We start from the raw sequence: 12,807 nt of genomic DNA on the forward strand, positions 1-12,807 counted from the left end.
TTTTTCTAGAAAAATTACGTTTTTAAAACTTTTAAAATTAATAAATATTTAATTGACTCTATAAATATACAATATTATAATCATATTTAATTTAAAGAATCGATATAAGGAGGAGCATATGAAAGTCGCGATTATTGGAGCAACTGGATATGGAGGAATTGAGTTAATAAGGTTGTTACATCATCATCCATATTTTTCGATTACATCTGTCCATTCTTTTTCACAAGTAGGGGAACGAATAACAAATGTATATCCGCACTTACAAAATTTTATTGTCCATACGTTACAAGAAATCGACGTGGATGTAATAGCGAAGGAGGCTAGTATTGTATTTTTAGCGACACCAGCAGGGGTTTCGGCGGAGCTGACGCCACGCTTGCTAGCGTCTGGTTTAAAAGTTATTGATTTATCAGGTGATTTCCGTATGTTGAATCCTTGTACATATGAAACATGGTATAAAAGGCCTGCTGCAAAGGAAGAAATTCTTCAAAAGGCAGTGTATGGATTAAGTGAATGGAAAAAGTTAGCTATTAAAGAAACGGAATTGGTTGCAAATCCAGGATGTTTTGCAACAGCGGCACTGCTAGCAGCTGCGCCATTAATGCGGGGCGGGATGATAGAGGAAGACTCACTTATTATCGATGCGAAATCAGGGGTGTCAGGAGCGGGAAAAACACCGGCAACAATGACCCATTTTCCAGAGCTGTATGATAATTTCCATATTTATAAAGTGAATGAGCACCAGCATGTTCCAGAGATTGAACAAATGCTTGGTGAGTGGAATAAACAGGCGAAACCAATTACATTTAGTACACATTTAATTCCGATATCGAGAGGGATTATGGTTACTCTCTATGCAAAAGCAAAACGAGATATCCATGCACAGATATTAGAGAAGCTATATGAAGAAACGTATTGTCATGCTCCTTTTGTTCGTATCCGTTCTAAAGGAGAGTTTCCAAGTCCAAAAGAAGTAAGGGGTTCAAATTATTGTGACATTGGAGCGGCTTATGATGAACGAACAGGACGTATTACAGTAGTTTCCGTTATCGACAATATGATGAAAGGAGCGGCTGGGCAAGCAATTCAAAATGCAAACTTATTAGTAGGTCTGGAGGAAACGGCGGGATTACAATATATGCCGCTCTATCCATAAGGGGGAAGAATGATGATTGGAACAGATTCTATTATAAAAGTTGCAAGTGGATCAATTGTAACGCCAAAAGGTTTTGCAGCGATTGGTACCCAGGTTGGGTTGAAAAAAGGGAAAAAAGATATGGGAGCAATTGTTTGTGATGTTCCTGCTAATTGCGGAGCTGTTTATACAACAAATCAATTTCAAGCTGCGCCAGTACAAGTTACAAAAGAAAGTATAGCTGTGGAAGGAAAGCTACAAGCAATTGTTGTAAATAGCGGAAATGCAAATGCATGTACAGGTGTACAGGGGTTACAAGATGCGTATGAAATGAAAACGTTGGCTGCGAAACAATTCCAGCTAAAAGAAAATCATGTAGCAGTTGCTTCAACAGGTGTCATTGGAGTTTCTTTACCAATGGAAGCAATTCGTACTGGTATTTCCTATCTCGTACCATCGAAAGAAAAAGAGAAGGCAGCTTCCTTTTATGAAGCGATATTAACAACGGATCTTGTTATAAAGCAATCATGTTATCAGTTTATGATTGAAGGAAAAGAAGTGACGATTGCAGGGGCAGCAAAAGGTTCTGGTATGATTCATCCGAATATGGCAACGATGCTTAGCTTTATTACAACAGATGTAAATATAGAACAAGAAGCACTCCAGCTAGCATTATCACAAGTTACGAATCATACATTTAATCAAATTACTGTGGACGGTGATACATCTACAAATGATATGGTCGTTGTAATGGCAAGTGGGTTATCAGGAACAACTGCTATTTATACGAATCATACGGAGTGGGAGAAGTTTATGTTTGCTTTGCAAAAGGTATGTGAGGACTTAGCGAAGCAAATTGCTAAAGATGGTGAAGGTGCTACTAAGTTAGTTGAAGTAAATGTATACGGAGCACGAACAGTAGAAGAAGGGAATAAGATTGCGAAACAAATTGTTGGCTCAAGTCTTGTGAAAACTGCAATGTATGGTGAAGATGCAAATTGGGGCCGCATTATTAGTGCGATTGGTCAAAGTGGAGTTGTTATTGATCCTATCGCTGTTGATATTGCTGTTCAGTCTATTCCTGTTTTACAAAGCAGCGAGCCACAAGCGTTTTCTCAAGAGGAAATGAAACAAAAATTAAAGGAATCTGAAATTGTTATTGATGCTCATTTGCACCTTGGAGGAGAGAAAGGAAGAGCTTGGGGCTGCGACTTAAGCTATGACTATGTGAAAATAAATGCTTGTTATCGTACGTAAGGAGAGAGAAGATGAGCGAGTATATCGTAGTAAAATGCGGTGGTAGTATGCTAGAACGTTTAGAACATGTGTTTTTTGAATGTATAGAGCAGCTGAAGAAAAAATATCAAGTTATTGTTGTTCATGGCGGTGGAGCAGAAATTGATGCAAAGCTAAAGCGATTTAATATTCCAATTGAAAAGAAGAATGGATTACGTGTGACGACAAAAGAAGTGATGAATGTTGTTCAAATGGTTTTATGCGGAAGCACGAATAAAAAAATGGTGATGAATTTTCAAAAGCATGGCTTGCATGCAATCGGAATCTCTGGTTGTGATGGGAAATTACTTCAAGTTCAGCCTTTTGATGAGGATATTGGATATGTTGGTGAAGTTAGCGGTGTAGAGACTTCACTATTAAAAGGGTTACTAGATTTGAATTATATTCCGGTTATTGCTCCAATTGGGGTAAGAGGAAACCAGGTTTATAACATAAATGCAGATACAGCCGCAGCCGGAATTGCAGCTGCGCTGGGGGCGAAAGAACTTATTTTTATTACGGATGTAGATGGGATATTGTTCGAAGGGAAGTTGTTAACGAAAGCGGATGAAGCTGAGATCCTACGTCTGATAGAAAAAGAAATTATTACAGGGGGGATGATTCCGAAAGTGCAGGCTGCTCTCACCTCAATACAGATGGGAGTCGAGCATGTCAGCATTGTAAATGGTACAAAACATTTTGTAGGAACATCAGGGGAGTGGGTTGGAACGACGGTAACAAAAGGGGTGAATATCGTATGAGTAGTCATATATTTCCGACATATGGGAGACGCAGTGTTGAAATTGTTCAAGGAACCGGAACAAAAGTGATAGATGAAAGTGGGGAAAAGTATTTAGATTTTACTTCTGGAATTGCTGTATGTAATTTAGGACATTGTCATCCTGTACTTGTAGAAGCAGTAAAAAAGCAATTACAGGAAATTTGGCATATATCAAATCTTTTTCCGCACAAGGCACAAGAAAAGGTAGCTGAATTGCTAACAGAGGGGCGTGAGTTAGATTACGTGTTTTTTTGTAATAGCGGGGCAGAAGCCAATGAAGCAGCGCTTAAACTAGCGCGGAAGCATACGGGGAAATCTCTTGTTTTAACATTTCAGCAATCTTTCCATGGAAGAACATTTGGAACGATGAGCGCAACGGGGCAAGAGAAAGTAAAAAAGGGATTTGGTCCACTTCTTCCATCTTTTTCACATATTCTCTTTAATGATATAGCCGCGCTCAGGGAGACAATGAATGAAGAAGTAGCTGCAGTTATGGTGGAAGTTGTTCAAGGTGAGGGTGGCGTCTTACCTGCTGATATTTCCTTTTTGCAAGAGATTGAGAAGTTATGTAGACAATATGGTGCTCTTTATATAATCGACGAGGTGCAAACGGGTATGGGAAGAACGGGAACGTTGTTTGCTTATGAACAGACCGGAACATCCCCAGATATCGTTACAGCGGCAAAGGCGCTTGGAAATGGGATCCCGGTTGGGGCAATGCTTGGAAAGAAAGAGCTTATGACTGCTTTTTCAGCGGGGACTCATGGTTCAACATTTGGCGGAAATTACATTGCAATGACAGCAGCAAAAGAAGTACTACAAATTATAAAACAACCTTCATTTTTACAAGAAGTAAAAGAAAAGGGAGAATACTTCCTGCAAAAATTAAAGAAAGAATTACTTGATGTTGAATGGATTACTAATATTCGAGGGAGAGGACTTATGATTGGAGTCGTTTGTAAGTGTGACGTCACATTCATTATAGAACAGTTAGAAAAAGAGGGGCTTCTTGTATTGCAAGCTGGAACAAATGTTTTGCGACTTTTACCACCACTCATTGTAACGAATGAAGAAATAGACGAAGCAGTAAATATGATAAAAAGAGTGATTTGTACACAAAAATCACCAATATTATAAGGGGGGAATTCTATGTCAACTATACAAGTACCGAAATTACAAACGAAAGATCTTTTAACATTAGAAGAACTGACGCAAGAGGAGATAATTGCGCTAATTGAATTTGCAATGTATTTAAAAAAAGAGAAGCATGAACCTTTATTAGAAGGGAAAATATTAGGGTTAATTTTTGATAAACATTCAACTCGTACGCGTGTTTCTTTCGAAGCAGGAATGGTACAACTCGGTGGACATGGAATGTTTCTAAGTGGAAAAGAAATGCAACTTGGCAGAGGAGAAAGTGTTTCAGACACAGCAAAAGTATTATCTCATTATATTGATGGAATTATGATTCGTACATTCTCGCACGCAGATGTAGAGGAGCTTGCGAAAGAAGCAAGTATTCCTGTTATTAATGGATTGACAGATGATCATCATCCGTGTCAGGCATTAGCTGATTTGATGACAATTTATGAAGAAGTTCATACATTTAAAGGGATTAAACTTGCTTACCTAGGGGATGGAAATAATGTATGTCACTCTTTACTGCTAGCAAGTGCAAAAGTCGGTATGCATATGACAGTGGCGACTCCCCCGGGGTATGAACCGAATGAACAAATTGTAAAGCGTGCACTAGAAATTGCAAATGAGACGGGAGCAAATATTGAAGTTTTGAATGATCCGGAGTTGGCAGTGAAAGGTGCTGACTTTATCTATACCGATGTTTGGATGAGCATGGGGCAAGAAGATACGGAAGGGAAATACCAATTATTTCAACCGTTTCAAGTGAACGAAAAACTTGTTCAGCATGCGAAAGCAACGTATCGCTTCTTACATTGTTTACCCGCTCATCGTGAAGAGGAAGTAACAGGAGAAATTATAGATGGATCGCATTCTGTTGTCTTTGCGCAAGCAGGGAATCGATTGCACGCTCAAAAAGCATTATTGGTAAGTCTACTTCAAAACATCAAAAAACCTTCCTAATCGGGGAGGTTTTTTTGTTACGAAATGTCTGATGTATATTTGGTGAATGTTCTTTGTATCATTTATAATAAGATGAAGTTAGTATAAGTGAAGTTAAATAGGGTTGTTTGTGTCGTAGTATTAAGTTCATACTACGAAGAGAAAAAACTATTAAAGAGATGATAATTGTGCAAATAGGTAAAAAAACATATTCATTTTTTCAACGTATTTGGAGAGTGCTTAAATTTCATTATTATAAGTTGCTCCGGTCGCCAGAAGGAGCGAAGAAAGTGTCACGTGGATTTGCGATTGGATTTGCTTTGGAAATGTTGGTGATTTATACAGCGTCACTTGTTTATCTTATTTTTTATCCAATTGTACGCTTAGCAAAGGGATCTTTTCCAGCAGCGGTTATTGGTAATATTATCGGAAAAATATCATTTCTTCCGGTAATTTTGTTTCCGTTTGCGTATGCATTAGGGAAAACTTTATATCCATTTGAAATAAAGGTAATTCAGCATAAACCATATACAATATCTGATCTTTTCTCGAGTAATATTTTTATTATGTTAAAGAGCTTATTACAGAGTGAAGTATATGTATTAATTGGGATGACAATTTTCGGGGGTGTATTTGGAGTAATATCTTATTTTGTTGTGCATTATTTATATGAAAAGAACCGTAAGTTACGTTTGAAAAAAAGAAAAAAACGCGCGAGAGAACCACTTGTACAAATATAAAGAATGTCACATTCATTTTCCGCCTTGAATATGCTTAAAAAAGGAGGGTGAATGAATGTATTATTACTATGTACCTCAAGCATACTCATATGTGCATTATTATCCTGTTCCTTATACAAGGCAACAGTTTGAAACATATCAGCAAGCGCAGCCTTCTCCGGAGCAAAAACCATACTTAACAACATGGCCGTATTCAAATGTATATTATGGAAACTATTATGAATCATAAAGCTGCTTCCTTTGGAAGCAGCTTTATACGTTTGTTTTCAAAATTAAATTTTGAATTGTTTGAAGCGAGTGAATGAGTTGTTCACGATCGCTTTCCGATAATGTTTGAAAGTTTTCTTTTAGTTTGTCTAAAATGAATTGTTGATATTGACTTACTGACGATTTCCCTTCTAGTGTTAGAGAAATTAAAATGACTCGTCGATCTTTTTCGCTGTAATGACGCTCTATAAGTTCTTCTTGAATCAATTTATTTAATAGAGGTGTCATGTTGGGCCTTGAAATCGCTAATCGCCTTCCGATTTCTGACACTGCTAATGTGCCACGTTCATGCAATAGCAGTAACACCTGTGTATGTGACGGTGGCATGTGCCTTTGTGAAGAAAACTCTCCAGGAAGCATAAATTTGCGATAAAAAAGAGGCACTAACGAAAGAAGATGATCAACAATACGTTCCCATTCGCGTGATTCCATATAAAGGCCCCCTTCCATTATCATTGTAACAAAAAAAGGTACCGTATAAAAATAGAATTGTTCGTTTTTGTTTTAATATTTGTAGGATAGAACTTGTTTAGTAAACGCGTTGGCAATAATTTCATAACCTTTATCATTTGGATGTACTTGATCGTACAGTAATTCTTTTTTATCATTTGGTATTAATTTTCGAATTGGTAAAACAATGGACGGTTGATTCGCTTTTGAAATTGAGTAAACCGCATCATTCCAGCCATCTAAAAACATATCTGCATAAGAAGCAATTGAATCATCGAGTTGTAGAGGGTTATAGAGCTCAGATAGAATGAGTAAAGCATTTGGGTTGAGAGTTCGAACTGTCTTTACAATGTTTTTTACGTCTTCTTCAAAATGAGTTTTTTCTTTATTTAACATTTTAATACCATCTATAACACCTACATCACGATTTAAACGGAATAAATTATTTCCTCCAATATTAATGGTAATTATATTTGCTTCTTTAATTTTTTGCTGCACTTCTTCTGCCTGAATTTTTTGAACGAGACGATCTGTTGTAAGTCCGTTCACTCCAAGGTTTTCTACTCTAATCGGTTTGTGAATTTGTTCCTCTATTTGCTTGGAAGCTAATTCGGAAAACCCTCCTTGTGTCGAGCCATATCCCTTTGCAAGCGAATCTCCTAACACAAGATGATAAAAAGAGTCATTTGTTTGTTTATCAATCCAATGAGGAGTAGATGATGCTGATTTTTCTTTTTGTTTTGTTGTCTCATCGTTCTTTTCAAAATGCGAATAAGAAATGATTAGAAGGAGGAGACAAACAATAATTAAGATGACTTTTTTCATAAAATTATCCTCCTTGTAATTGGTTATTGTATCATATTTAGCTGTATAAGTAATGGAAGGTTATATTATATCTTTATGTAAAGTTTACAATAAATTTACATAAAATTTGTAGAAGTATGTCAAAAATTATTGACGATATGAAAGTATGTTCGATATGATAATGTCAGATAAGGTGAAACTTCCATCAGTGGGGGATTTTCTTCATCCCTTCACCTGATGGTTAGTTGAACCAATCGGGCTTTTACGGGCAGTTGATCCCCCATCTAACTTTTTTGCTTCTGCTAAATTTTGAGGTGAGGATCTTACTGTCCGCAAATAGCGGGATAAGTGAATAGGCGTCACTCTAATATTCTAATATGAGGAAATAAGAGAATGAAGGTAGAGAATACTTTATTAGAGTTTGATGAAAAGTTCATTTTATTTGTTTTTAAAGGGACAATTTAATAAGGGGGATTTTTTGTGAAGAAATCAAAGAAAGCGCTAGCAGGAGCGACGCTTGCATTAGGTGTTATCGCACCTCAAGTAATGCCAACTATTGCTCATGCAGAGGAACAAGCAGGAGAAAGTACAGTTAATTTACGAATATTGGAAACTTCGGATATTCATGTTAACTTAATGAACTACGACTATTATCAAACGAAAACAGATAATAAAGTTGGTTTAGTTCAGACAGCAACTCTTGTAAATGAGGAACGTGCAAAAGCGAAAAACTCTGTACTATTTGATGATGGGGATGCTCTACAAGGGACGCCGCTTGGGGATTATGTGGCGCAAAAAGGTTTGGATGGAAACTATGTTCACCCTTTATATCGTGTAATGAATTTAATGAAGTATGACGTCATTTCTCTTGGAAACCATGAATTTAACTACGGTTTGGACTATTTAAAGAAGGCGATTAGTAAAACACAGTTCCCAGTAATTAATTCAAATGTATACAAAGACGATGGCGATAATAATGAAGAGAATGATGAAAACTACTTTAAACCGTATCATGTTTTTGAAAAAGAAGTAACAGATGAAAACGGTAAAATACAAACAGTAAAAATAGGTGTAATGGGCTTTGTACCCCCGCAAGTTATGGGATGGGATAAAGCGAATTTAGAAGGAAAAGTAAAAGCAAAAGACATTGTAGAAACTGCAAAGAAAATGGTTAAAAAAATGCAAGCAGAAGGTGCAGATATCATTGTTGCATTAGCTCACTCTGGTGTCGATAAAAGTGATTATAAACCTGGTATGAAGAATGAGAATGCATCCTATTATTTAGCAACAGAAGTTCCTGGTGTTGATGCAGTGTTAATGGGACATTCTCATACGGTAATAACGGACAAGTTTAACGGTGTTCCAGTTGTGATGCCAGGTGTTTTTGGAAGTAATTTAGGTATCATTGATATGGAGCTGAAAAAGGTAAACGGCAAGTGGGAAGTACAAAAAGATAAATCAGTTCCAAGTGTTCGTCCGATTTCTGATAGTAAAGGAAATGCATTAGTAGAATCTGATAAGAAATTAGTTGATGAAATTAAAGATGATCATGAAGCGACAATTAAATATGTAAATACACCTGTCGGTAAAACAACAGCACCAATTAATAGTTATTTTTCACTTGTACAAGATGATCCATCTGTACAGCTTGTTACGAATGCCCAAAAATGGTATGTAGAAAAGCTATTTGCAGAAAATGGACAATACAGTCAATATAAAGGAATCCCAGTTTTATCAGCAGGTGCACCTTTTAAAGCAGGCGGCCGAAATGGTGCAACTTATTATACTGATATTCCAGCAGGAACTTTAGCGATTAAAAACGTTGCTGATTTATATGTATATCCAAATACACTGTATGCTGTAAAAGTAAATGGTGCGCAAGTAAAAGAATGGCTTGAAATGTCTGCAGGTCAGTTCAATCAAATTGATCCAAATAAAGCGGAGGAACAGTCATTAGTAAATGTAAACTATCCTACATATAACTTTGATATTTTAGATGGCGTAAAATACGAAATTGATGTGACACAACCAGCAAAGTATGATAAAGATGGAAAAGTAGTAAACCAAAATGCAAATCGTATTGTGAATATAACATATGCTGGAAAACCAATCGCTGATGATCAAGAATTTATTGTTGCTACAAATAACTATCGTGGCAGCAGTCAAACATTCCCTGGTGTAAGTAAAGGTGAAGTTGTATATCAATCTCAAGATGAAACGCGTCAAATCATTACGAAATATATGAAAGAAACACCTGTTATTAATCCAGCAGCAGATCAAAACTGGGCGTTTAAACCAATTGCTGCTGAAAAATTAAATACTACATTTGACTCTTCACCAAATGCGCAGAAGTACATTACAAAGGATGGGAAAATCTCTTATGTTGGTCCATCTGAAAATGAGTTTGCGAAATATGCAATTGATTTAACGAAAAAGAACGATGGAGATAAGCCGACACCGCCAACACCGCCAACACCAGGTGAAGGAAATGATGGAGATAAGCCAACAACACCGCCAACACCAGGTGAGGAGAACAACGGTGGTAATCCAACAACACCAGGCGGGGAAAACAACGGTGGTAACCCAACAACACCAGGCGGAGAAAACAATGGAGATCCCCAAACAAATCCTGACAATGGAAATAAAGATACGAAAGAACATACAAATGTAAGTGAAGATAAAGAAACAAACGAAGTAGAGCGTGATTTACCAAAAACGGGAGCGAGTGTCTTCTCTACAATTGGAGCGGGACTTGCGTTTGTTGGAGCAGGCGTGTTTATGTTATTTAGACGAAAAAAAGCAAATAGATAATAACGTTCGCAAATAGAGGAATAAAGAAAAAAGGGATTACCACTGTCGGTAATCCCTTTTTCTTTATATTTCATTTAAGAAACTGAAACAGTTTTTTCTTTTTTCCATGAAAGCCCGAATCCTGTGAATCCAACGATAATTGTAACGATTGGGCAAGCTAAGCAGAAGATTGAGTATGGAACATAATCAATTGTTGGAACGCTTAGTACGTTTGCTAAGAAGACGCCGCTTACGCCCCATGGTACAAGAGGATTAACAACTGTGCCTGCATCTTCTAGTACGCGTGATAAATTACGGCGTTCTAAACCGACTTCATCGTATTTGTTAGCAAATGCTTGTCCTGTTAAAACGATAGATAAGTATTGCTCACCAAGCAAGAAGTTAACTCCAATTGCTGTTGAAGCGGTAGAAATAATTAAACGAGTGCTTGTCTTAACGAAATTAGAAATAATGTTCATAAGCTGAGTAATAATGCCAATTCCTTGTAGTAACCCACCCATAGAAAGAGCAAGGAAAATAAGTGCAATTGACATAAGCATACTTTGTAATCCACCGCGTGATAATAAACTATCAATATCTTTTATGCCTGTCTTAGCAACATAGCCATCTTGCATAATTTTCATCAAATCAGCAAGTGATGTACCCGGCTTGAAAATAAAGAGAATGATAATACCAGCTACAATGCCAGCAAGTAAAGTTGGAACAGCCGGTACTTTTTTAAATGCGCATACGAATAGTAATAGAATCGGAATAAGTGTGACAATTGAAATGATTGTATTCTTTTCTAACGCATTTGTAAAAGTAGAGAAATCAACATTTCCTGAAGAACCACTTCCTAAAATGAAGAAAGCGATAAAGGCAATAATGAAAGCAGGAATTGTTGTCCAAAGCATGTTACGAATATGTTCAAATAGATCCACTCCTGTTACAGCAGGAGCTAAGTTTGTTGTATCCGATAAAGGAGACATCTTATCCCCGAAGAAAGCTCCAGAAACAATTGCACCAGCAATAAGTGCTGGATCGTATCCAAGAGCAGTACCCATTCCCATAAAAGCAAGTCCTACTGTCGCTGCTGTTGTAAAGGCGCTGCCGATACTTGTTCCGACAATTGCACAAACAACAAAGACTGTCGGGATGAAAATCTTTGGTGCTACAAGCCCGAATCCGTATACCATTAATGTTGGAATTGTCCCAGCAGCGATCCAAACGCTAATTAATACACCGACAAGTAAGAAGATGAAAATGGATGGAATACCAGCTGAAATACTACTTATCATTCCTTTTTCCATAGTAGACCAAGGGATTTTTTTAATAAATCCAAATGCTAATAATACAATAATGCCAAATAAAATTGGGATGTGTGGTGATGTTCCTAATTGAATAACGCTAAAGCCAATACAGAAAAAGATGAAAAATGTTAAAAGAATAGATTCAATTTTTGAAACCATTGTTTGCCCCTCCTAATAATCTAAAATAGTTCTTTTTTATATAAAATTCGCCAATATTGTATATTTCCTTCTAAAATTTAGAATTTTGCGACAAATTACCGGTAATTGTTTAGCATCATAAAAAAACGTCCCTGCATATAAATATGCAGGGACGAAAAGAATCGCGGTACCACCCTAGCTTGTGAAATGAACGTAGCACAAAATAAAGGGTCGTATAATATGCACCAACAGAAAATAAAAAACGCCCCTGCAGTATATGCAGGGACGAAAAAAATCGCGGTACCACCCTAAATTGTGAAACAGTTTCATTTCACCACTCTGTAGAAATAACGGTCCATAACCGTCTTTCACTACTCCAAACGTTTCGTAAAAGAAGCTCCAGGGGGTAATTCATAATTCGCTCTGTACTGGTTCGCACCGACCACCAGCTCTCTGAAATCAGAAAACGAAATACTACTAAATCCTATCATCGCCGATTCATATGATGTTAGTTAAATTTTTATCACATATCTATCACATATGTCAACATATATACTTATTATTTTTTTTAAGAAAATAACGAGAGAATGTTTTTTTTAGTTCTTATTTGTGCGTTATAATGAAAATAGAAAGGAGGGGAGTGAATGAAGAAAAAATTATTTCTTTTGACAACCTTACTTGTTCTTGGTGGAGGTGCTGGAATTTATACAGTATTTGCGGCATCACCAGATCAACCGAAATTAAAGGTTGAGCAAAAAGTAGAAACAAAGGAATTAGAGAAAGTCAAAGAAGAAAAGAATAGAGAGAAAACAGCTGCTAAATTAGGTGTTCCTCTTGAAGGAAAAACAGAAAAAGAAATTCAAAAAGAGTTAAATACAGCAAGGTTTGAAAAGCGTCATGAGCTGCTTATAGAACATGCAAAACAACTTGGAATTGATACTGAAGGGAAAAAAGACGAAGAGATTATTTTGGAAATCGGAAAGATTCAGCATGGAAAATAAAACGACTTATCTTATGATAAGTCGTTCTTTTTTAAGA

General features: G+C 36.7%; 12 protein-coding genes and 1 other annotated feature. Of the genes, 9 read left to right on the plus strand and 3 right to left on the minus strand.

Annotation, left to right across the window (positions count from 1 at the left end):
* Nucleotides 1-118: 118 nt before the first annotated feature.
* From argC to MHH71_RS22890, 7 genes are all read left to right on the plus strand, one after another.
* Nucleotides 119-1,156, plus strand: a complete 1,038-nt coding sequence (gene argC / locus MHH71_RS22860) for an N-acetyl-gamma-glutamyl-phosphate reductase (RefSeq protein WP_006095914.1) — start codon at nucleotides 119-121, stop codon at nucleotides 1,154-1,156.
* 12 nt (nucleotides 1,157-1,168) lie between these two features.
* Nucleotides 1,169-2,392, plus strand: coding sequence for a bifunctional glutamate N-acetyltransferase/amino-acid acetyltransferase ArgJ (argJ, locus tag MHH71_RS22865; RefSeq protein WP_018780806.1), 1,224 nt, complete (start codon nucleotides 1,169-1,171; stop codon nucleotides 2,390-2,392).
* 11 nt (nucleotides 2,393-2,403) lie between these two features.
* A complete protein-coding gene (gene argB, locus MHH71_RS22870; protein ID WP_006095913.1) occupies nucleotides 2,404-3,171 on the plus strand; it encodes an acetylglutamate kinase in 768 nt (255 codons plus the stop codon).
* Nucleotides 3,168-4,328, plus strand: a complete 1,161-nt coding sequence (locus MHH71_RS22875) for an acetylornithine transaminase (RefSeq protein ID WP_033799092.1) — start codon at nucleotides 3,168-3,170, stop codon at nucleotides 4,326-4,328. The genes argB and MHH71_RS22875 overlap by 4 nt, the downstream gene beginning before the upstream one ends.
* Before the next feature lie 12 nt (nucleotides 4,329-4,340).
* Nucleotides 4,341-5,291, plus strand: a complete 951-nt coding sequence (gene argF / locus MHH71_RS22880; protein ID WP_006095911.1) for an ornithine carbamoyltransferase — start codon at nucleotides 4,341-4,343, stop codon at nucleotides 5,289-5,291.
* 167 nt (nucleotides 5,292-5,458) lie between these two features.
* Nucleotides 5,459-6,010, plus strand: coding sequence for a DUF2062 domain-containing protein (locus MHH71_RS22885; RefSeq protein WP_033799091.1), 552 nt, complete (start codon nucleotides 5,459-5,461; stop codon nucleotides 6,008-6,010).
* Between the two features lie 55 nt (nucleotides 6,011-6,065).
* The gene (locus MHH71_RS22890; RefSeq protein ID WP_003200119.1) at nucleotides 6,066-6,239 is read left to right on the plus strand and encodes a hypothetical protein; all 174 of its coding nucleotides are present in this window, start codon (nucleotides 6,066-6,068) and stop codon (nucleotides 6,237-6,239) included.
* Between the two features lie 23 nt (nucleotides 6,240-6,262).
* Here MHH71_RS22890 and MHH71_RS22895 read toward each other — a convergent pair whose 3' ends face one another.
* Entirely contained in the window at nucleotides 6,263-6,709 is a 447-nt protein-coding gene (locus tag MHH71_RS22895; protein ID WP_018766123.1) for a MarR family winged helix-turn-helix transcriptional regulator, read from the minus strand.
* A gap of 72 nt (nucleotides 6,710-6,781) precedes the next feature.
* Nucleotides 6,782-7,552 carry a GDSL-type esterase/lipase family protein gene (locus MHH71_RS22900; protein WP_006095908.1) on the minus strand — a complete coding sequence of 257 codons (771 nt, stop codon included), beginning with the start codon at nucleotides 7,550-7,552 and terminating at the stop codon, nucleotides 6,782-6,784.
* A 459-nt stretch (nucleotides 7,553-8,011) separates the two neighbouring features.
* On the opposite strand from MHH71_RS22900, the gene cpdB reads away from it, so the two are divergent.
* On the plus strand, nucleotides 8,012-10,342 hold the full coding sequence (gene cpdB, locus MHH71_RS22905; RefSeq protein WP_006095906.1) for a bifunctional 2',3'-cyclic-nucleotide 2'-phosphodiesterase/3'-nucleotidase: 2,331 nt from the start codon (nucleotides 8,012-8,014) through the stop codon (nucleotides 10,340-10,342).
* A gap of 74 nt (nucleotides 10,343-10,416) precedes the next feature.
* Here the strand turns inward: cpdB and nhaC are convergent, their stop codons facing one another.
* Complete coding sequence (nhaC, locus tag MHH71_RS22910; RefSeq protein ID WP_003208412.1) at nucleotides 10,417-11,790, minus strand: Na+/H+ antiporter NhaC; 1,374 nt, start codon at nucleotides 11,788-11,790, stop codon at nucleotides 10,417-10,419.
* 257 nt (nucleotides 11,791-12,047) lie between these two features.
* Nucleotides 12,048-12,269, minus strand: a binding site (T-box leader).
* Nucleotides 12,270-12,413: 144 nt separating this feature from the next.
* Here nhaC and MHH71_RS22915 point away from each other — a divergent pair.
* Complete coding sequence (locus MHH71_RS22915; protein ID WP_003200096.1) at nucleotides 12,414-12,770, plus strand: hypothetical protein; 357 nt, start codon at nucleotides 12,414-12,416, stop codon at nucleotides 12,768-12,770.
* Nucleotides 12,771-12,807 lie beyond the last annotated feature (37 nt).

Origin of the sequence: Bacillus sp. FSL H8-0534 (assembly GCF_038005885.1) — a bacterium.
Classification (GTDB): Bacteria; Bacillota; Bacilli; order Bacillales; family Bacillaceae_G; genus Bacillus_A; species Bacillus_A pseudomycoides.